Genomic DNA, 22,066 nt, shown 5'->3' with positions numbered 1-22,066 from the left:
CCTACTTCGGCGCAGCCATCCGGTCCAGGTAAGAGCGCAACTGCTCCCCCATCTGCTCCTGCGCCTGGGCGCGTGCTTCGGCCTGCGCCAGCAGCAGTTCCAGCTCGCGTGCCCTGGCCTGGGCTGGCGCCAGCGCCGCACTCATGGCCTGCACCTGATCACCGAGCCGCTCGTTGTGCGCCATGCTGGTTGCCAGTTGCCGTTCGAGATCGCCGGCATGGCGCTGCTGCGCCTGCAGTTGCTCGACTTTTTGTTCGAGCTTGCGGGCGTTGGTCAGCTGCTCGTACAGCGACTGCTGGGTGTGCGCCAGCTCGGTTGCGATGCGGCTGCTCTCCCTGGCTAGTTGCGCCAGTTCGTCCTGCTTGACGTTGAACGCCAGGCGCTGCTGGCGCAACTCGGTTTGCAGCCGCGCTTCGTGCTCGCGCGTGGTGCGCAATTCGCTTTCCAGCTGGCGGTTCGCTTGCGCCAGTTGCTGCTCTTTGTCGGCCAGCTCCGCGCGCGCGATATCGAGCTGATCGTCGGCCTCCTGCCGCAAGCGCGCCGCCAGCCGCTCGACCAGGTCGTGCAGGGCGTCGCTGATGGTCACTGGACGTGCATTGGCCATGCCGACTGCACCGCCCTGCTCTTCGTCGAGTTCTTTCAGGTACTTGTGGATGGTGGTCTTGGAGCCGGTGTTACCCAGCGCAACACGCACCGCATCCACCGAGGGATACTGCCCCTGCGCCACCAATCCCGCGCGTGCTTGTTCAACTTCTTCTTTCGACAGCCCGGTACGTGCCATTTCTTGATCCCTCATAACGTAACGTATTACATACCACGTATTATGTAATACACGAGAATGCAAAGCAAGCGCTTGCTGTATCATCGAGCAATCACAACTTCAAAAACCGCCATGGCACGCGACAATATCAGCGACATTCTCGTCTTTTTCGCCGTCGCGCGCGAGCGCAGTTTTACGCGCGCTGCCGCCAAGCTCGGCATGACGCAGTCGGGGCTCAGCCACATCATCCGCGGGCTCGAGGAACGCCTCGGTGTACGCCTGCTCACACGTACCACCCGCAGCGTCTCGCCCACCGAGGCTGGCGAGCGCCTGCTGCTCAACGTGGCGCCGCGCCTGGAGGAAATCGAGGCGGAGATTGCGGCCGTGAGCGACCTGGGCGACAAGCCGGCCGGCACCATTCGCATTACGGCCATCGACCTGGTGGTCGATACGATCCTGTGGCCGCGTATCGCACCGCTGCTGCCGCTCTACCCGGACCTGCACGTGGAAATCAACTCCGACTACCGGCTGGTCGATATCGCGGCCGAACGTTACGACATCGGCGTGCGTCACGGTGACCAGGTGGACAAGGACATGATCGCCGTGCGCCTCACGCCCGACGTCCCGATGCGCATCGTCGGCGCGCCATCGTACTTTGCATGGCACAGCAAGCCGACCACGATCGCCGAGCTGCTGCGGCAGAACTGCATCGCGCTGCGCTTTGCCGGCAGTGGCGGCCTGTATGCGTGGGAGCTGTGCGAAAACGGCAAGCCGGTGGAGGCACGCGTACGCGGCCAGGCGGTATTTACCAGCGTGTACCCGATGCGCGACGCTGCCATTGCCGGTTGCGGCCTGGCGTTCCTGCCCGGCGACCTGGTGGACGAACATATCGCCGCCGGTCGCCTGGTGTCGGTGATGGAGGATTGCTGTCCGAAGTTCGAGGGACTGCACGCCTACTATCCAAGCCGGCGGCAGTCCTCGCGGGCGCTGTCGCTGGTAATTGAGGCGATCAGGATGAAAAACTAGACCGCCGGCAGTTGCGCCAGCAGCTTGTCGAGCGTGACCGGGTAGTCGCGCGTGCGGATGCCGGTGGCGTTGTGGATGGCGTTGGCCACTGCCGCGCCCACGCCGCACAGACCCAGCTCACCGATGCCCTTGGCCTTCATCGGCGACGACATCGGGTCGGTTTCGTCGAGGAAGATCACTTCCTGGTGCGGGATGTCGGCATGCACCGGCACTTCGTACCCGGCCAGGTCGTGGTTGACGAAAAAGCCCAGGCGCCGGTCCACTACCAGGTGCTCCATCAACGCCCCACCCACGCCCATGGTCATCGCGCCGATCACCTGGCTGCGCGCGGTCTTGGGGTTGAGGATGCGGCCCGCAGCGCACACGGCCAGCATGCGCCGCACCCGCACTTCGCCAGTGGCGACGTCCACGCCCACTTCGACGAAGTGCGCGCCGAACGTCGATTGCTGAAATTTCTTATCGAGGTCGCCGAATTCGATTGAGTCTTCCGCTGTGATGGCGCCACTGGCGGCTACCGTCGATAAGGCCACCGTCTTGCCGCCGGCGCGCACCTGGCCACCGGAGAACTCGGCTGCGGCCGGATCGAGACCGGCCTGGCGCGCGATCTGTTCGCGCAACCTCACGCATGCGGCATACACGCCCGAGGTGGCGCTGTTGGCGCCGAATTGGCCGCCCGAACCTGCCGACACCGGAAAGGCGGAGTCGCCCAGCCGCACTTTCACCAGTTCGACCGCAACGCCCAGCATTTCGGCCGCGGTCTGGGCAATGATGGTGTAGCTGCCGGTGCCGATGTCGGTCATGTCGGTTTCCACCGTGACCGTGCCGTCCGGTTCGAGCCGCACGCGGGCGCCGGACTTGAGCACGATGTTGTTGCGGAACGCCGCCGCCACGCCCATGCCCACCAGCCAGCGGCCATCACGGCGTGCGCCCGGTTGCGCGCTACGTTGGTCCCAGCCAAACTGGCGCGCGCCCTGGCGCAGGCATTCCACCAGGCGCCGCTGCGAGAACTTGCGATCGCGGTGCTCCGGATCGACCGTGGTGTCGTTGAGGACGCGAAAGGTCACCGGGTCCATCTTCAATTTCTCCGCCATCTCGTCGATCGCCACTTCCAGCGCCATCAGGCCCGGCGCCTCGCCCGGGGCGCGCATGGCGTTCCCTTCCGGCAGATCGAGCGTGGCCAGCATCATGCGCGTCAGGCGGTTGGCGCCGGCGTAGAGCAGGCGCGTTTGCGCGACCGCCGCTTCCGGACCACCACCTGCCAGATCACCGGACCAGCTCTCGTGGGCGATGGCGGTGATACGGCCTTCACGCGAGGCGCCGATGCGGATGCGCTGGATGGTGGCCGGCCGGTGCGTGGTGTTGTTGGCGATCAGCGGGCGTTGCAGCGTCACCTTCACCGGCCGCTTGACAGCCTTGGCGCCCAGCGCGGCCAGCACGGTTTCGCTGCGCAGGAACAGCTTGCCGCCAAAACCGCCGCCGATGTACGGCGACACCAGGCGCACCTTCTCCTTCGGCATACCCAGCGTGGTGGCCAGGTCGGTACGGGTCCAGTCGATCATCTGGTTCGAGATCCACACGGTGAGCTGGTCGCCGGTCCACGACGCGATCGACGCGAACGGCTCCATCATGGCGTGGCTCTGGTCGGGCGTGCTGTAGGTGGCGTCCAGCTTGACCGGGGCACTGGCAAACGCGCTCTCGAAGTTGCCGGTGCGGTCTTCATCCTTGTTGCCGGATTTGACCGGCTTGGCCGCCGTCATCGCGGCCTTGAGGTCGAAGGCGCCGTTCGCAGCCTCGTAATCGACCCGCACCAGCGCTGCGGCGGCGCGCGCCTGCTCGAACGTCTCGGCCACCACCAGCGCCACGGCCTGGTGATAGTGCTGCACCTCGGGACCGGCCACCAGGTGGGCGGTATTGAATTTACCCTTACCCAGCCTGCCCGCGTTCTCGTACGTGACGATCGCCAGCACGCCCGGCGCCTTGCGCGCCGCCGCGCTGTCGATGGCCCTGATGCGCCCTTTCGGGATGGCCGCACCGATCACGTAGCCGTAAGCCGCGTTGGGCGCAGCCTCGTGCTGTTCGTAGGCATAAGGCGCTTGTCCGGTGGTCTTGAGCGGGCCGTCGATGCGGTCCAGCGGTTGGCCCACCACCTTCATCCGGTCGATCGGATTGGTGGTTGCCGGCTTGGTGAATTTCATTTCTTATCCTTTCAGGATGGCGTCGAGCGTGCGTTGCACCAGCACGACCTTGAAGGCGTTTTCTTCGGTGGTACGGGCGCCGGCCAGCAGTTGCGCGGTGGTTGCCCTGGCGCCCTGCGCCAAGGCAGCGTCGGCGGCCGGCACGCGCCACGGCTGGTGCGCCACGCCGCCAACGGCCACACGGCCGGTGCCGTCCTGATGCACCACGGCCGCCACCGAGACCAGCGCGAATGCGTAAGAGGCGCGGTCGCGCACCTTGCGGTACACGTGGCGGCCGCCGAGCGGCTTGGGCAACGTCACGGCGGTGATCAGTTCTGCCGGGCGCAGGTTGGTGTCCAGGTTGGGCGTAGTGCCGGGCAGGCGATAGAAATCGGCGATGGGAATGGCCCGTTTGGCGCCGTCCGGGTTGACCGTTTCCACCACCGCGTCCAGCAGCCGCATGGCCACGGCCATGTCGCTCGGGTGGGTGGCGATGCAGGCGTCGCTCTGGCCGACGATGGCGTGGCCACGGGTAAATCCGCCGATGGCGGCGCAGCCGGTGCCTGGCGCACGCTTGTTGCAGGCCTGGTTGGTGTCGTAGAAATATGGGCAGCGGGTGCGCTGCAGCAGGTTGCCCGCCGTGGTGGCCTTGTTGCGCAGCTGCGCGCTGGCGCCGGCCAGCAAGGCGCGCGACAGCACGCCGTAATCGCGGCGCACGGCGGCGTCGGCCGCCAGGTCGGTATTGCGCACCAGGGCGCCGATGCGCAGGCCGCCCTCGGGTGTGGCTTCGATGCGGTCCAGGCCCAGGCCATTGATATCCACCAGGTGGGCCGGCGTTTCGATCTCGAGCTTCATCAGGTCGAGCAGGTTGGTGCCGCCTGCGATGAAGCGCGCGCCGGGACTGCGGGCCGCGACGGCTGCCGCTTCGGCAACTGTGGCGGCGCGTTGATAGGTAAAGGCTCTCATGAACGGCTCCCTGCCACCTCGGTGATGGCGTCGATGATGTTGGAATAGGCGCCGCAGCGGCAGATATTGCCGCTCATCCGCTCACGTAGTTCATCCGAGGACAGCAACGGCTGCACCGTCAGATCCGCGGTGACGTGGCTCGGTACGCCGCGTCGGATCTCGTCGATGGCCGCCACGGCCGAGCAAATCTGGCCGGGCGTGCAGTAGCCGCACTGGAAGCCGTCGTGCTTGACGAACGCGGCCTGCATCGGATGCAGCTTCTCCGGCGTGCCCAGGCCTTCGATGGTGGTCACCTCCGCCCCTTCGTGCATCACCGCCAGCGACAGGCAGGAATTGATGCGGCGGCCATCGACGATCACCGTGCAGGCACCGCACTGACCATGGTCGCAGCCCTTCTTGGTGCCGGTCAGGTGCAAGTGCTCGCGCAACGCGTCGAGCAAGGTAGTGCGGGTGTCCAGCGACAGCGTGTGCGGCTGGCCGTTGATGCGCATGGTGACGGTGGACTGCACCGGGGCGGGCGTGGTGGCGCTGTTTTCAACCGCTGCGCCCTGCCCCGCCGCCATGGCTGGCAGCGCGGCGGCAGTGGCCGTGAGTGCGCCGCCGATCAGGATTCCGCGCCGGGTGTTGTCGATCTCTTGGTCGTTCATGGTCATCCTTGTTTATTTGATTGAAGTGGCCAGCGCCACCGAAGTTTGTGCGCCGGCGCGCGCCGCCAGCACTGATGCGACACTCGCGATCACCAGGATCACGGCAGCGAGTTCGAACGTGCCGCGATAGCCGCTTGAGTCGAACACCAGGCCACCCACCATGGCGCCGAGCATGATCGCCAGCTGCACCACGGCCACCATCAGGCCGCCGCCAGCTTCCGCGTCTTGCGGCAACGTCCGTGCCAGCCAGGTCCACCAGCCGACCGGCGCCGAGGTGGCCAGCAAACCCCACAGCGCGAGCAGCACGGCGGTGGCGGCGATCGACGCGCCGAAGGTCATCAGCGCCGGGGCCACAGCGGCCATCAGCAGGGGAATGGCAACCAGGGTGCGGTACAGGTGATTGCCCAGCAGGCCGCCGATCAGCGCGGTGCCGGCAAAACCGGCCACGCCCAGCGTCAGCAACAGCAGAGACAGGGCCGAGACGCTGGCGTGGGTCACGGTTTCCAGGAACGGGCGCAGGTAGGTAAACAGCGCGAACTGCCCCATGAAGAACAGGCTCACGGCCAGCATGCCCAGCGCCACCTCGGGGCGCTTGAGCAGGCTGGGAAGGCTGGCCGGTTTGACGGTGGTGTCGTTGCGCATGGGCGGCAGCGTCACCAGCTTCCACACGAATGCGATGAGCGCGACCGGGATCACGCACAGGAAAGCGCCGCGCCAGCCGATCAGGGAACCGAGAAAACTGCCGGCGGGCGCCGCAATCACCGTGGCCAGCGCGTTGCCGCCATTGAGGATAGCCAGCGCGCGCGCGATCTTGTCCGGCGCTACCAGCCGCATCACCGTGGCCGCCGACAGCGACCAGAAGCCGCCGATGGCCACCCCGATCAGCGCCCGGCCGACCATGAACACCAGGTAATTGGGGGCGAACGCCACCACGGTACCGGAGATGATCATCAACATCGACATCCCCAGCAGCAGCAACTTGCGGTCCATCTTGCCGGCCATGCTGGTGATGAACAGGCTGGTGAGCAGGGCAAACGCGCCGGAGATGGCGATGGCCTGGCCGGCCTGGCCTTCGGTGATGTGCAGGTCGGCGGCGATCGGCGTGAGCAGGCTGACCGGCATGAACTCGGAAGCGACCAGTGCGAACGCGCCCAGCGACATGGCCAGCACAGCGCCCCAGGACGATGCGCCAGCGGGGGCGCGACGAGATTTGATGGGCATAACAGGATCCTTTGACTGCACAACTCGGAGAGCCTGTATGCTAAATGCTCATTCATGCGGAAAACAGCATGAATATTTGATGCCCTTATGAGCTTAGTTCATCAATTGCCTGTTACTTGACTGCCGTCGAAACCTTGCCCGTCCACTTGGCATACTTGTCCAGCGTCGATGCCGGATTGTTCACGTACCACGCGTAGCCGGCGCGGCGCTCGGGCGAGAGTTCGTTGACGTCGGTGTGGATGGTGCGGTCGCGGTCACCAAAAATCGGGCGCATGGTGGCGACGTCGTAGAACCGCGCCCACAGGGGGCCGGCGCCCGCTTTCGGTGCCAGGCTGGCGCCTTCTTTTGTCCGCGTCCATTCCTGGTCATGGATGGCCACGCGCTTGAGCCAGGCCGCGCCGGCGTCCACCGCCGTGATGATGGCGCCATTGGGCGCCGGATCGCGCATCAGCACATTGAGCAGGCGTGCGCTCTCCACGCTGGTGAGCGCGACCGGCTCGAAGTTGCGCGCGCCGACCGGGGCCAGTGTCAAGGGGTCGTGCTGCTGGCACCAGGCGGTCAGTACGCCCCCCGTCTTGATCTGGCTGGCGACTATCACGCGCTCGGCCTGGTCGCGCGCCTGCGCGGCGCGCGCGGCCAGTTCCGGCGCCACGAAACCGTAGTCGCCCTGGCGCAGCGCCACGTCTTCGAGCAGGTCGGTGACATTGGCCAGCGCATTGTCGTTGTAGGTGATGGCGTCGTGGTAGCCGCCTGCCAGCGGATATACCTGCGGGAAGCCGCCATTGGGATACTGCGACGTGAACAGGTATTCCATGCCGCGCGCGAAGGCGGCTTTGTACTCGGCCTTGCGCGCGCCATGGCCGGCGGTGATCACCCGCGCCAGGAAACGCAGTTCGGTGATGGTGGCGTCATTGTCAATGGTGCCGACGTACGACCACCCCTCCGGCTTGCCGGCGTCGCCGTGCACGTACGCTTCGCCTTTCTGGCGCGGCGGACCGCTGCGGTTGACGTTCTTGCCCCAGCCGCCGGCCGGGGTCTGGTAGCTGGCGATGTTGTCGGCCACGCGCAGCGCATCGGCGGAGCCGTACCAGGGGGCCGGATTCTTGAGCGGCATGCCGTTGCCAGGTTTTGGCTCGGCAGCCGGCACGGCGGCAGAATCCACGCGTTCGGCCGCCAGCGCCGCCTTGTCGGCCGCCATCAGGCCGCGCGACCGATCGAGATACGCCTGCCACACCGCGCGCTGGTCGGGCGGGAGCGCCGTCAGGCGCGATTCGGTCAGCGCCTGCGGGGTTTCCATCTTGCCGATCACTTCGGCGTGAACCGTGCCGGTGGCCAGCACAATAGCAATGGCCGCAGCCAGCATCTGTCGTTTCATTTATCAGACTCCTCAGGGACGCGCACGATGCGCAGCGCCATGTACGGACGGCCCGGCAGCGCAACGCTGCGGCCATCCTTGTCGGCGAACGTGTAGTCGTCGCGTTTTTTAATCTCGAACACGCCCGCCACTGGCGTCACCGTCATGTTCCAGGTATCGATCACTTCCACCCTGAAGCGCATGCCATCCTTCAAACCGGTCTTGAACAGTGCAAACGGCCAGCTGGTCGGCTGCGCGCGGTTGAAGTACCCGAGATAATACTCGCCATGCTTGCCGGCGAACGGATAATCCTGCCACTTGTCGATCGGCTCCAGGCCCCCGGCCGGGCTGGCGGCCAGGATCTTGCGGAAGAACGCCAGCCGGGGCGCGCTCTGGCCGCGCAGCACGCCGCCCTTCCCCAGCCAGATTTCGCCCTTGCCGCTGGTGTCGGTATAGATCTCGCTGTGGCCCACGTAGGTGCCGGCGACCGCGCCATTCCAGAAGCGCAGCACCATTTCTTCGGGCGTGAGCTGGCCCCAGCGCTTGGTCCAGTTGCCTTCGTATTTCACTTCGTCGAACACCACCGGCTTGTTATACACGTCGCGCAGCAGCACGGCGCGCTCCGGGTCTTCGGTGGCGGCGCCGTGCTGGATGCTCACGTGCGTGACCCACGGCTTGTTGTGGTCGTAGAAGCGGAACGCGTTATGGATCGAGCGCAGGTGATTGTACGGATCGGCCGCCTGCACGATGCGGAAGTAGCGGTCCCAGTCGTCGGTCTTCTTCTCGGTGAGGAAATCGTACTCGTTGGCCATCGACCACCAGACGTTGCGGTACGCGGACAGGCGCGCCACCACGTAGCGCAAATAGCGGTCGTCGACCGCGGCCGGCATGCGGTCGAAACCCCAGCGGCCCTTGTCGTAGGGGTGGAACAGGATCAAGTCCGCCTCGATGCCGAGCGCGCGCAACTGCGCCACGCGCTGATCGAGGTTGCGGAAGAAGACCGGATCGAAACGGCCAAAGTCCCAGCCATGCGGCGGTTTGCCGGCGAACGGAAAAAGCTGGCCCGCCACCTGGTCGTCGTTGTTGGGGAAGATCGCCATGCGGAGCTTGTTGAACGGCGCCCCGGCCAGGGTTTTCAGGGTTTGTTCCTGCAATGCCGGGCTTTGGTGGGTCCAGGCATAACTGGTGGTGCCCACCTGCCAGAACGGCGTACCGTCGGCGTAGCCGAAGTGGAAGGTGTTGCGCACCGTGACCGGGCCGTGGTTGCCCGGCGCCGGTTGCACCGCCGTGAACTCGCCGCGCTTGCCGTGCAGTGCGGGCGCGTTGGAGCGGGTAGCGTAGCGCCAGGCGCCCACCGTGTCGGGCATGAAGCGGATTTTATAGACGCCGTCGCCGTCGTAAAAGCCCGGCACCAGCAGTTCGCGCCCGTCCTGGCGGAATACGGCCGACAGTTCCACGTCCGTGAAAGGATTGCCGGTGGCGGGACCGGTGAAGGACAGTTCGAGCGTCCCCCAGCGCTCCACCGGCCCGGCAGCCGGCGCCACGCCATATTGGTTGTCCGCTGCTGGCGCGGCGATAGCACCGGCGGCCAGCGCCGCCAGGAACATCATGCAAACACGTCGCTTCATGCCTACCCCGACAGGTTTTCGTCGTAACGCTTGCCGCCGATGACCACGTTGCGCAGCGCGATGTTTTTGGCGTTATGGATGAACCACGGCTGCGCCGCATTGACTGGCGTGCCGAAGTCGCAATCGCTGATGGTCACGTCGGTGACCGGCAGGATCTGCTTGCTGTCCGGGCCGTTGTAGCTGTGCCCCACGGGACCCAGCACCACGAAGGCCTGGTAGCAGCCAAACGCGCCCTCGGCGGTTTTGACGTTGGTCACCCGGATGTCCGAGATGTGCACGTGCGAGACTTCCGGTGGCCGGCTGCGGATCAGGTCGAATGCCGGTGCGTAGTCGCAATCGAAGGTGATCACGGCGCCGCCACCGGTAGGCACGGTGCCCGCCTTGACCGGGCCGCCGGCAATCGGCTTGTAGAAGCCGGGTTTGAGGCGCACACCATTGGGCAGTTGGACGTCCCGAACGTAGAAATGGCGCAGGAAGCCGCCGCGGTTCATATTGGTTTTCAAGCGCACCACGGTGTTGAGCGGGTCGGTCTGCCAGTGCTGGTTGCGCACGTCCAGGTGCTGGGCGTACACGTGCTCGATCCCGGCCGACATTTCGCTGCCCAGGGTGACGGCGCCGTGGCCACTGTTCATCACCGAGTTCTGGATCACGACATTGCGGGTAGGCCCGTAATTGGTGTCGAGGTTCTTGCCCGCCTTGATGGCAATGCAGTCGTCGCCGGTATTGAACCAGCAGCCGTCCACCAGCACGGTGTCGCACGATTCCGGGTCGAAGCCGTCGGAGTTCGGGCCGATGCTCTCCATGCGCACTTTGGAGAAATGCACGCGGCGGCAGTCGACCGGGTGGTGGATCCAGAATGGCGTGTTGATCACCTGGTAGCCCTGCATCAGCACATTGTCGCAGTCGATGAATTCGACCATGCACGGGCGCAGGTAGTGACCGAGGCCGAAGATGCGTCGTTCGACCGGCACGCCGGCTTCAGACAGCGCCGGCAGGAATTTTTCGTCGCTGCGCCAGTCGGGCGCATCGCCCTGGATGCGCGCCAGCACGGCGGCGTCCAGCTTCGGCGCCAGCGTCGCCAGCGATTCGGGATTGAGCGGGTTGTTGCGGCCCTGGTGCATGGCGTTGGGGTTCGGACCTTGCCGCGCACCTTTCGGGTTCATGCCCCACCAGCCGTTGCCGCTGCCGTCTTCGAACGGCACGCCGGCCTGGCCATCGAGTTCGCTGGTCCAGTCGGCGCCGGTGATGGCGATATTGCGTTGGCCGCGCGCGTACACGAGCGGCGAGAAATTGAGGCAGTCGTTGCCCTGCCAGCGCGACAGCACCAATTTACCATTGGCGCCGCAGTCGTAGTCGCCATCGCGTGCGTAGTCGCGGGGATCGGCGGAAAAACGCACCCGCGCCCTGGCCGCCAGGTGCACGCGCACGTTCGACAGCAGCACGATCGGGCCCTTGCAGTACCAGTCGCCGGCAGGTACCAGCACGGTGCCGCCGCCTGCCCGGTGCACGGCCGCAATGGCAGCGCGCAGCGCTGGGTAGCAGTCGTGGGAACCTGGTATGGGGGTGAGGACTTTGCCTTTGGCGTCGATGGTGGGAAAGCCATCGACCGCATGCAGCTGGCACGGCTTGGCGCCGTGACTGGTGATGGAAACTTCGCGCTGCGAAAAATCGAGCGGCTTGGAAAATTGATCGATGATGCCCTGGGCATAAGCCCAGGGATCCGCGGGGGCCGACCTGGCGACTGACGGCGCGCCCGCTACCGAAGCGGCGGCCATGGCGGCCGCCCCTTTCAGCAAACGGCGCCGTCCCTGGTATGGAGACGGTTGATTCATGATGCTTAGAACTTGTATTCCACCGACATGCGGTAAACACGACCCAACATGTCGGCCATACTCGTCACGTAACCGCCGCTATAGGTGCTGTTCGAGGTCAGTGGCGGGAATTCCTTGGTGATGTTGTTCACACCGACAGTAACCGTCGCGTTTTTAATGCCGGTGTAACGCACGTTCATGTTGAACTGGCTATAAGCATCGACCTTGGTCAGGGTCGAACCAAGACGCGGCGTCAGGTCGCGCACGCTGGTGTTATAGCGGTGCGACAGCGTGGTGCGGAAGTCGCCATAACCCCAGCCGATCGACGCCGTGTGCTTCCAGCGTGGATTGATCTGTGGCAGACCGGCCAGGCCGGCGTTCGGACCAGCGCTGCCGTAACGGCCGTCGTTGGTGATCACGCCGACGTTTTGCAGCCAGACGCCGTCTTTCTCGCCCTGGAATTCGTTCTTCTGGTACCAGGTGCCATCGAGCTTGGCGTCGAACGTGCCGGCGGCCGTTTTCGGGAACCGGTAATTGGCCGAAATGTCGGCGCCGCGAATGCGGGCCATGCCACGGTTGGCCTGGCTGGCAACGATGTGATCGATCAGACCATCGGGACCGCGCAGGATCTGGTCCTGGTACTTGCCCGGATTTTGCTGGATTTCGGCGATCGACACGGCGCCCAGCACGTCACGCATCTTCAGGCCCCAGTAATCGACGGTGATCGACAGGTTCTTGATCGGTTCCAGCGCGAAGCCGTACGAGAAGCCACGCGATTTTTCCGGTTTCAGGAAGCTGTTGTTCGGCGACTTGGTCCAGTAGCTGGTCAGCACGTTACACACCTGGTCGGCGGAACGGCCTGCTACCGGCGTGCCAGTGCCCGCAACGGTCGGCTGCGCGCTCGGGCACAGGACCGGATCGTCCATCTGCTGGGTGCGCACTTCGGCGGTCGGGTTCTGGATGTCCATGATCGACGGTGCCCGGAAACCGGTCGACACCGAACCACGCAGCACCAGCGGCTGGTATGGCTGCCAGCGTGCGGCCAGTTTCGGATTGATGGTGGTCGTATCGAGGTCATCGTACTTGTCGGCACGGACGGCGGCGTTCAGCAGGAAGGTTTCGGTCAGTGGCGCATCGACTTCGGCCAGGATCGAGGAGATCTTGCGCTTGAGCTTTTTGGCCACGCCTTGCGGCACTTCGCCAACCAGGTCCTGCTGCAGCACGTTACCGGCGGCGTCGAGGTTGTAGGTGCCATCGGCGCGGCGGTACACGTAGTCGAGCGGCGCATTGAACGTGCGGGCGCTGTCTTCGCGCAGTTCGCCGGAGACGGCCAGCGTCAGGTCGCCGCCACCGAGCTTGTACAGGCCCTTGGACAGGGTCAGGTCGATGCTCTTGTTGTAGGCCTTGTTCAGGCGGTACGTGTAGTCCTTGGCGACGGTACTTTGCAGGTAAGCGGCGCCGGCTGCATCCTGGGCGCCGAACGGATTGATGATGCCACGGTTGATGCCGTCCTGTACCTTCGAATACAGGACGTAGCCGTCACCGGCCATGGTGTTACGCTCGGCCACGCCGTAGTTGGCGCCGGCGCGGTAGTCCCAGCCCAGCACTTCGCCTTCGGCGGTGAGCACCAGGCGCTTGTTGGTCTGCTTGTCGTTGCGGTAGGCCGAACCGAGTTCCGCCGGACCCCACTGGAAGTACAGGGTGCGGTTGTTCATGTTCAGGTTAGTCACCGTGCCCGGAGTCAGCGTCGGGTTGATGTACATGGTTGGCGTATTGGCGCCGGTGTTGCTGCCTACCACCTGCACCGCCGGCGTGATGCCGCGGCCAGGATAGAAACGGCTGGTCGATGGCATCGAATACGTGGTGAACGGATTGGTCGAACCCGGAACCTGCATGCCGCGGAACTTCTGCACGGTGAACTCGGAGTTCAGCACGTCCATGTCGATCTTGTGGCCGCCGGACAGGTTGAAGCTCAGGCGACCGGACATGGTGGTGATCTTGCTGCCGTCGGTGACCGCGTTGAAGTACAGCGGATTGCGGTAGCAGCCAGGCGCGTAGGTCGGCGCTGCGGCGGTGCTGAGGTTGCCCAGCGTTGGCAGCGAGGCAGGCGAGTTACAGCCCGAGGCATACGCAGGGTTGTAGTTCGAGTTGGCAGCGCGGGTAAAGCCGAAGTTGGCCAGCGGATTGGCGTTGCGGCCTTCCGGCTGGATGCCCAGGCCCAGCGACCGCAGGATTTCCGGATCGTGCTGCTCGGGACGGTCGCCCTGCATCAGCGCCGATTTTTCCTGGTGGTCGATGGCGAAGTAGGCATTGAAACCATCCTGGCCCAGGTCGCCGAAGCCGCCGATGGCGCCGAACGACTTGGTGGTGCCGCCGCCATGCATTTGCGGTGCGGCGAATTCGCCCTTGAGCGCCAGGCCTTTGTAGCCGCGCTTGGTCCAGAAGTTCTGCACGCCGCCGATGGCGTCGGCGCCGTAGATCGACGCGGCGCCGCCGGACAGGGTTTCCACCCGATCGAGCGCCATGCGCGGAATCACGTTGACCGAGACGTACTGGTCCTGCAGCGGCTCGTTGGCCAGGCGGCGGCCGTTGAGCAGGGTCAGGGTACGCATCGGGCCCAGGCCGCGCAGGTTGGTGACCGGGCCGGCCGCGCCGGTGTTGGTGCCCAGCGACAGCGACTGCGGCTGTTCGAGGACCAGGTCTTTCAATTCGGTGTGGCCGCGTGCTTCCATTTCGGCCGACTTGATGGTGGTCAAAGGGGTGGCGCCTTCGTCCGCAACGCGGCGGATCAGCGAGCCGGTCACGACGACCGCTTGTACCTGCGCCGCCGGGGCTTCGGCTGGAACGGTCTGGGCGTAGGCCTGGCCGCTCATTTGAAGCAGTGCTACAGAAATGCAAACTGCCATCGTCGCCCGACGCAGTGGTGGGGTGGATTGATACTGCATATGTCTCCTCCGTCCTGGATTTTATAAATTGGTTGGATCGGTTTAATCTTCTGGTAAACCAATCTTAGAATTGGTCGGACCAGTTTTTTTAGTATGCACGTAGTTGCTCAATAGGTCATTAGTCTTTGCAAGGTTGTTGTGGAAATGCATCACTAAATTGGAAAACGATTAACCCAGTGCGCTGTCGTGGGGTGTCTGGCGTAATTCGGGCTGGATATGAAATACGTTTTTCACGGAATTTTTACTATCTTCCGGGTAGTTACCGGTCGGAATGGCTGTTCAAATCACTCAACTAATTGATCGGCGGGCCAATTTTTCATGCTCTGTAACCATTTATCATGAGCGCTCGGTATCTATCACTATCACAGGATCCATGCTCATACTTCCTCCACGCTTTTCCGGACGTCGCGTCCCCGTCTCCCGGCTGTTCCATACCGTCCTGACCGCTCTCGGCGGCATGTCGCTCGCACTTGGCTGCATGGCGCAGGAACTCGGCATTCCGCAGGCATCGGATGCCAACCGCCCGGCCAACGCCGCCAGCACCACTGCCAGCACCACCGTCCAGGCCGCCAACGCCCAGGCGTTCGTGCTGGCCGCCGTCAACCTGGCTTCGAACAATGCGCTGAGCATATTTTCATCGAACGACGGCGTGACCTTCACCTCGCTCGCTTCCGAGGCGTTCCAGCCCGGCCAGGGCGCCGGTGGGGCCAGCAGCGCCACGCTGCGCGATCCGGCCATCTTGCGCCACAGCGACGGCTATTATTACGTGGTGTATGCCACCGGCAGCGGACTGGCCCTCACCCGCTCGCAGGATTTGAAGCGCTGGCAGTTTGTGCGCGACTTGGCGGGCATCGCCGGCACGCCGCGCTGGTTGCGCGACAAGGATGGCGCCCTCAAGCTGGTAGCCACCTCCGGCACGGGCAAGGTACAACTGCTAAGCGCCAATGCCGACCTGTCGCAATGGTCGGCCCCGGCCCCGCTGGCGGGCTTGCCGGCTGCCAGCGATGCGGTGGTCGTGGCGACCGACGACGGTTATGCGGCCCTGCTGCGCGATGACAAGACCGGCTTGCTGCGGCTGGCCACGGCCAAGGTACTGGCCGGCCCCTGGACCGTGATTTCGCTAGCCGACGCCGAGAGCTGGGGCGGTACGGCAGGCGGCCAGTCGCTGGTCAGGCTGGCCAACGGCAACTGGCGCGTGTATTTTCCCGACGCGGTCGGAGCCAAATTGTGGTACGCCGACAGCGCCGACGGCCTGCGCACCTGGACCCCGAAGAAGGAGCTGGGCGGCGTCTCCAGCCTGCTGGGCAAGACCGCCGTGATGGCCGAAGGCGGCAAGCAGTTCGCCGCCGCGACCAGGCCGAAAGGCCAGCCTAAAAAAATAAGCTGGGACGAGCATTCGATGATGGTCGATGGCAAGCGCATCGTGGTGTGGTCGGGCGAGATCCACCCGTTCCGCCTGCCCAATCCGTCGCTGTGGCGCGACGTCATCCAGAAGATGAAGGCGCTCGGTTTTAACGGCGTCGCCTTCTATTTCGACTGGGGCTACCACTCGTCGGCGCCGGGCGTGTACGATTTTTCCAATGTCCGCAACGTCGAGCGCGCGCTCGAGATCGCCGAAGAGGAAGGCATGTACGTGATCGCCCGCACCGGCCCGTACGTCAATGCCGAACTGACCGGCGGCGGCTACCCGGGCTGGATGTTCCGCAACCGCGCCGAGGCCCGCACCGACGACCCCGTGTACCTGGCTGCCGTCGATGAGTGGATGACCCAGATTAACGCCATCATCAACCGCCACCAGGCCACGACCGGCGGCGGCAACGTCATCGCCTACCAGCTCGAGAACGAACTGGGCAAGGTGGAACCGAAGCACGTGCGCCAGATGGAGCACCTGGCGAAAAAAGCCCGCGCCGACGGTTTGACGGTGCCGTTCTTCCACAACTCGGCCGGCCGCCTGCCCGACTGGACGCCTAAGAATTCCACCGCGCCATGGGCCAATCCCGGCCCCACCGATATGTATGCGTTCGACGGCTATCCGGGCGGCACCTGCAATGTGTTTGCCAGCGCGGCCGGTCCCAACCGCGCGCCCGACTGGGGCATCTACGGCAAGAATTCGCCGAAGATCGGCTCGCTGTCGTCGCCGAAGACGCCGGGTTTCGCCGCCGAACTCGGCGGCGGCTGGTTCGACTACTGGGGTTCCAACGGCACGTATCACTGCACGGCCGAGCGCCAGGGCACCGGCTACCAGCGCGTGTTCTACGGCACCAACCTGATCAACCGCATCACCATCCACAACGTGTACATGACCTTTGGCGGCACCTCGTGGGGCTGGCTGGCAGGCCCGGTGGTGTACACGTCGTACGATTACGGCGCGCCGATTTCCGAGGACCGCGGCTTGCGCGCCAAGGCGCTGTCGCTCAAGCAGCAAGGCATGTTCGTGCAGGCGGCCGAGCAGGCGCTGGCCAAGATGGACAAGGGGCCGGACATCAAGACCTCTTCGAACAAGGCCAAGGTCTATCACAACATCAACCCGGACCTGGGCACGCACGTACTGTTCGCCGTGCACAGCCCGTCCGATCTCACCACCGACGACAGTTTTACCTTCGACCTGTCCACGGTTGACGGCAAGTACCAGGTGCCGCTGCGCCTCAATGGCCAGGACGCCAAGATGCTGCTGGCGAACTACCAGCTCGAGCGCCAGCACCTGGTGTATTCCACCTCGGAAATCCAGACCCATTTCGCCAACGGCGAGCGCGATATCGCGCTGCTGCACGGCCGCGATGGCGAAGCCGGTGAAACCGTGCTGCGTTTCAAGGGCGAGCCGAAGGTGGAAGTGCTGGCCGGCCAGGTGGTGTCTCGCTTCGACGCCGCCACGGGCGACCTCAAGCTGACCTACACCCACGACGGCCTGGCGCGCGTGCGCATCACTGGCGGTGGCCGCGCGCCGCTGCTGTTACTGCTGGCCGATAACCGCCACAGCCTGCAGTTCTGGACCCAGAACACCCCGGGCGGCCAGGTCTTGCAGCTGACGCCAGCGATGGTGCGCACCGCCACGCTGGCGGACGGCAAGCTGGTCCTGACCGGCGACACCGCCGCCGCCAGCGAGTTGACCGTGTGGGGCCCGGTCTTTACCGCCGCCAGCTTCAATGGCGAAACCCTGGCGCTGGCGCCGCAGCCCGATGGCAGCATCAAGGCCGGCACCCTGGCCGGTCCGGCAGCGGTCAAGCTGCCGGACCTGGCCGCCCTGCCCTGGTCGCGCCGGGTGGATAGCCTGGAAGCCCAGCCCGCTTTCGACGACAGCCAGTGGACCAAGGTCGACAACCGCCCTTCGGCCGCGCAAACCTGGACCATGCCCGAGCGCGGTCAGCCAACCCTGGCGATGAGCGATTACGGTTTTCACCACGGCGACGTCTGGTATCGCGGCCGTGTCAACATCGTGGACCCGAAAACCAACCAGCTCGAACTGTTCTACGGGGCCGGCGGGGCGGGCATGGTGCAGGTGTGGGTCGATGGCAAGTTTATCGGCCAGGACGAGATGGACGTCGGCCGTTCGTTCCCGGAGACCACCGACAGCGTCAAGCTGTCGCTCGGCGACAAGTTAACGAAGGGTGAGCACGTCATCGCGGTGATGGTGCGCAACAACTCGCACAACTGGAACCTGATGGCCGACGATTACCACCGCGAAGCGCGCGGGCTGATCGCCGCCTCCTTGACCAGGCGCGGCGGCCAGCGCTTCGGCGTGCCGATCGCGTGGCGCATCCAGGGCAACCTGGGCGGCGAACAGATCGCCGACGTGGTGCGCGGTCCGATGAACAACGGCGGCCTGTACGGGGAGCGGGCCGGCTGGTACCGTCCGCTGTGGGAGCAGCAGGACAGCAAGACCGGCTGGGCGGCAGCCAGGCCGACCGCCGCGCCACCGGCCGCCGGCACCTACTGGCTGCGCACGTCGTTCGATCTCGATTTGCCGAAGGACCATGATGTGCAGCTGGGCCTGGCGTTCGGCGATACGACCGTACCGCGCTCGGAACGCGAGAACCGCGCGCTGATTTTTGTTAATGGCTGGAATATGGGGCAGTTCATTGCCCACATCGGCCCGCAACGGGTGTTCGTGGTGCCGCCTGGCATCTTGAACCCTAACGGCGCCAACACGATTGCATTGGCGGTGACTACAGATGGCAAACCTGGCAATGCGCTGGAGCCGGTCAAGCTGGTGAATTTGCGTACGGTGCGCGGTGGCGTGAAGCTGGAAGTGGTGCCGGGGTCGATGGCGCCGGCGAAGTAAGCACAGTTAAGCGTTGTATACCCGTGGTACCCGCGAAGGCGGGTACCCAGGTGCCGTGCAACGCGTCGAGATGCGTGCAAAATTGGGTCCCCGCCTGCGCGGGGACGACGTTTTCAGCCTCAACGACGTTTTCAGGCTCACCGCACTCGGCGGCGATTTTCTTGCATGACAGTTCAGGCGGTTTCGCCTTGCGGATCGACACGTGTCACCAGCACCATCGCAATCCTGCGCTCCGACAACTCCGCCACCTCGAACCGCAAGCCATCGACCTCGATGGCCTGGCCCAGTTCCGGCAGCGTGCCGAATTGCTCCAGCATGAAGCCGCCCAGCGACGAGTAGTCGTCGGTTTCGCTGACCAGGGCATCGGTTTCCAGCACTTGCTGCAGGTGGTGCAGGTCGGCGCTGCCGGCCACGCGCCAGCGGCCCGGGCCTTCCACTTGGACTTCCGGCTGCTCGTCCTCGTCCGGGAACTCGCCGGCGATCGCCTCCAGGATGTCGATCGGCGTGACCAGGCCCACGATGGTGCCGTACTCGTCGGCGATCAGCACCAGCTGGCGCGAGCGCTTGAGCGTTTCCATCACTTTCAGCACGCCGCCGGCTTCCGGCATGATGATCGGCGCGCGCACGTATTCGTCGGTGATGTCCTGACCGGCGGCCAGGCAGGCCACCAGGTCCTTGGCGCGGACGATGCCGACCACGTTGTCCAGCTGGCCACGGCTGACCGGGAAAAAGCTGTGCGGCGTTTCCAGCAACTGGCCCTGGATGGTGGCGCTGTCCTGGTCGAGGTCGATCCACGAAATGTCCGAGCGGTTGGTCATCACCGAACGAATCGAGCGTTGCGACAGGCTCAGCACGCCACTGACCATATTGCGTTCCTGCTCCTCGAACGCCGGCAATTCGACGGTGTCGCTGGTCGCTTCCGGCTCTTCACCGGCGACAGCGCGCTTTTTGCTGCCCAACAGGCGCAGCACGGTGTCTGCGGTACGGTCGCGCAGCGGCATGTGGGCATCCTTGCGCAGGAAGTTGCGGCGCGCCAGCTGGTTGAGGAATTCGATCACGACCGAGAAACCGATGGCAGCGTACAAATAACCTTTAGGAATGTGGAAGCCCAGGCCTTCGGCGATCAGGCTCAAGCCCACCATCAGCAGGAAGCTCAGGCACAGCACCACGACGGTCGGGTGGGCGTTGACGAAGCGCGTCAGCGGCTTCGAGGCCAGCACCATCACCGCCATCGAGATCACCACGGCAGCCATCATCACGGCCAGGTTGTCGACCATGCCGACGGCAGTGATCACGGCGTCGAGCGAGAACACGGCATCGAGCACGACAATTTGCGCCACGACCGCGCCAAAGCCGGCGTATTCGCGGTTGCCGGTGTGGACGTGGACCTTGCCCTCGACCCGTTCGTGCAGCTCGGTGGTGGCCTTGAACAGCAGGAACAGGCCGCCAAGCAGCAGGATCAGGTCACGGCCGGAGAATGGTTGCGAGGCGATATGGAATAGCGGCTCGGTCAGGGTGACCAGCCAGGACATGACAGACAGCAAGCCGAGGCGCATGACCATCGCCAGGCTCAAACCGATCAGCCTTGCCTTGTCGCGCTGCTCGGGCGCGAGTTTGTCCGCGAGAATTGCTATGAAGATCAGATTATCGATACCGAGGACGATTTCGAGTACGATCAGTGCGAACAAGCCGACCCAAATATTTGGGTCGAATAGCCATTCCATGCCTTGCCTTCCAGAGTTAAGAGGAGGCCATTGTAATCGATTATCTCGGTAAGACTACTTATCCCTGGTTTATGAAACCGTGGACATTTTCGGTCAAGATGGGGGTATCCCCCACCTTTTTGACTTGAATCTTGCTTAAAGTGACATTTTTGACGGGCATCTCGCGCTCGGCCTTGATGTGGCAAACGAACCTGGCCTCCCCCACCGTGACGTCACTGACATGCAGGCCCTCGATCGGCGTCAGGCGCCGTTCGTAGGTGGGCACCAGGTTGCGCCACTGGTACAGCACATCGGTTTCTACGCTGAGGACGCCGCCGGCGATGCGGGTGGCGCTAACGTTGTTGACGTAAATATTGCGCACGTAGCCGCCACGCCGCTCGTTGGTCTTGACGAACAGCAGGTTGTTGATGGTGCTGGCCACGCGCGAATCGGCATGGTCGAAGTGGCAGTTATCGACGTACACGTTCTCGATGCCGGCCGACAGTTCGCTGCCGATGGCGATCAGCTGGTGGCCGTTCTTGATACGGCAGTTGCGCATGACGATGTTGCGCGAAGGTACGCCAAGGCGCCACGCATCCTGGTCGCGCCCGGACTTGACGGAGATCGCGTCGTCGCCCTGGTCGAACACGCAGTCTTCGATCAGCACGCTCTGGGTCATCTCGGGATCGACACCATCGTTGTTGTGGCCGTGCGCGCGGATATTCACCCGGCGGATCACCACGTCCTTGCACAGCAGCGGGTGCATCACCCAGAACGGGCTGTCCTCGATGCTGATATCTTCGATCAGCACATGGCGGCAGCGGTTGAACTGGACGAATTGCGGGCGCAGGTTGGCCGCGCCGCCGGTCATTTGCCGCTCGCTCACGGGTACGCCCTTGGCTGCCTGGTGGTACAGGGCCACCAGCGCATCCATGTGCGGCTTGGGCCGTGCATACCATACGCGCCAGATGTCGAGCTTGGCTTGCAGCTTGCCCTGGCCGGTAATGGCGACGTTTTCGCACTCGAACGCATACACCAGCGGCGAGTAGTTATAGCATTCCAGCCCCTCCCAGCTGCTGAGTACTGCCGGCAGGTAGTCTTCCGGACGCTCGGAAAACAGCAGGGTCGCGCCCTTCTCCACGTGCAGGTTGACGTTGCTCTTGAGGTGAATCTTGGCGGTGGGCCATACGCCGGGCGGCACCACGACCACGCCGGAGCCGCTGGCATGGGCGGCGGCAATGGCGCGCGTGATCGCGCTCGAGGTGGCGCTTTGGCTGGCCGGGTCGGCGCCGAAATCGGTGATCGGAAAACGCTTGCTGGCGGCAAAGTCAGGAATCGCGATGTCGGGCATGGCGAACGGGGCTTTGACCGTGATCCGTTGTTGCGGATGGCCGGCAGCGGCGATGCTGGCGCAGCCGGCGAACAGGGGCAGGCTGAGGCCGGCAAAGACGGCCTTGCGGCGCGATGGTGAGGCAGGTGACGTTGGTGAATCCGGCGAAGTTGGGGACATGGCTTAACTCTTGGTAGATGTACCCAGGATGGTAGTCCACCT

13 protein-coding genes are annotated in these 22,066 nt (G+C 64.6%); 2 read left to right on the top strand and 11 right to left on the bottom strand.

From position 1 onward, the window contains the following. Position 1 precedes the first annotated feature (1 nt). Entirely contained in the window at positions 2-781 is a 780-nt protein-coding gene (locus J2X54_RS06300) for a DNA-binding protein (RefSeq protein ID WP_310179170.1), read from the bottom strand. Between the two features lie 111 nt (positions 782-892). Here J2X54_RS06300 and J2X54_RS06295 point away from each other — a divergent pair, with 111 nt between their 5' ends. Continuing rightward, positions 893-1,786, top strand: a complete 894-nt coding sequence (locus tag J2X54_RS06295; RefSeq protein WP_310179167.1) for a LysR family transcriptional regulator — start codon at positions 893-895, stop codon at positions 1,784-1,786. On the opposite strand, the gene paoC is transcribed toward J2X54_RS06295, so the two are convergent. From paoC to J2X54_RS06255, 8 genes are all read right to left on the bottom strand, one after another. Next, a complete protein-coding gene (paoC, locus tag J2X54_RS06290; protein WP_310179163.1) occupies positions 1,783-3,981 on the bottom strand; it encodes an aldehyde oxidoreductase molybdenum-binding subunit PaoC in 2,199 nt (732 codons plus the stop codon). The two genes, J2X54_RS06295 and paoC, sit on opposite strands and share 4 nt — an antisense overlap. A gap of 3 nt (positions 3,982-3,984) precedes the next feature. Next, on the bottom strand, positions 3,985-4,926 hold the full coding sequence (locus J2X54_RS06285) for a xanthine dehydrogenase family protein subunit M (RefSeq protein ID WP_310179162.1): 942 nt from the start codon (positions 4,924-4,926) through the stop codon (positions 3,985-3,987). Then, entirely contained in the window at positions 4,923-5,573 is a 651-nt protein-coding gene (gene paoA, locus J2X54_RS06280) for an aldehyde dehydrogenase iron-sulfur subunit PaoA (protein WP_070248083.1), read from the bottom strand. The genes J2X54_RS06285 and paoA overlap by 4 nt, the downstream gene beginning before the upstream one ends. A 12-nt stretch (positions 5,574-5,585) precedes the next feature. Next, entirely contained in the window at positions 5,586-6,794 is a 1,209-nt protein-coding gene (locus J2X54_RS06275) for an MFS transporter (RefSeq protein ID WP_310179160.1), read from the bottom strand. Positions 6,795-6,906: 112 nt separating this feature from the next. Next, positions 6,907-8,169, bottom strand: coding sequence for a pectate lyase (pelA, locus tag J2X54_RS06270; RefSeq protein ID WP_310179158.1), 1,263 nt, complete (start codon positions 8,167-8,169; stop codon positions 6,907-6,909). Continuing rightward, positions 8,166-9,776, bottom strand: coding sequence for a DUF5060 domain-containing protein (locus J2X54_RS06265; RefSeq protein ID WP_310179156.1), 1,611 nt, complete (start codon positions 9,774-9,776; stop codon positions 8,166-8,168). The genes pelA and J2X54_RS06265 overlap by 4 nt, the downstream gene beginning before the upstream one ends. Before the next feature lie 2 nt (positions 9,777-9,778). After that, positions 9,779-11,608 carry a glycoside hydrolase family 28 protein gene (locus J2X54_RS06260; protein ID WP_310179154.1) on the bottom strand — a complete coding sequence of 610 codons (1,830 nt, stop codon included), beginning with the start codon at positions 11,606-11,608 and terminating at the stop codon, positions 9,779-9,781. Between the two features lie 5 nt (positions 11,609-11,613). Then, positions 11,614-14,460, bottom strand: coding sequence for a TonB-dependent receptor domain-containing protein (locus J2X54_RS06255; protein ID WP_310179151.1), 2,847 nt, complete (start codon positions 14,458-14,460; stop codon positions 11,614-11,616). A 529-nt stretch (positions 14,461-14,989) separates the two neighbouring features. On the opposite strand from J2X54_RS06255, the gene J2X54_RS06250 reads away from it, so the two are divergent. After that, positions 14,990-18,811, top strand: a complete 3,822-nt coding sequence (locus J2X54_RS06250) for a beta-galactosidase (protein ID WP_310179149.1) — start codon at positions 14,990-14,992, stop codon at positions 18,809-18,811. Between the two features lie 173 nt (positions 18,812-18,984). Here J2X54_RS06250 and J2X54_RS06245 read toward each other — a convergent pair whose 3' ends face one another. Both J2X54_RS06245 and J2X54_RS06240 read right to left on the bottom strand, forming a co-directional pair. Then, the gene (locus J2X54_RS06245; protein ID WP_070248053.1) at positions 18,985-20,535 is read right to left on the bottom strand and encodes a TerC family protein; all 1,551 of its coding nucleotides are present in this window, start codon (positions 20,533-20,535) and stop codon (positions 18,985-18,987) included. 58 nt (positions 20,536-20,593) lie between these two features. Next, positions 20,594-22,024, bottom strand: coding sequence for a glycoside hydrolase family 28 protein (locus J2X54_RS06240; RefSeq protein ID WP_310179144.1), 1,431 nt, complete (start codon positions 22,022-22,024; stop codon positions 20,594-20,596). Positions 22,025-22,066: the final 42 nt, after the last annotated feature.

Origin of the sequence: Duganella sp. 3397, assembly GCF_031456625.1 — a bacterium.
GTDB classification, from domain to species: domain Bacteria; phylum Pseudomonadota; class Gammaproteobacteria; order Burkholderiales; family Burkholderiaceae_D; genus Rugamonas; species Rugamonas phyllosphaerae.
Note: the sequence above shows the minus strand (reverse complement) of the source record. Positions and strands in the feature narration are given on the sequence as shown.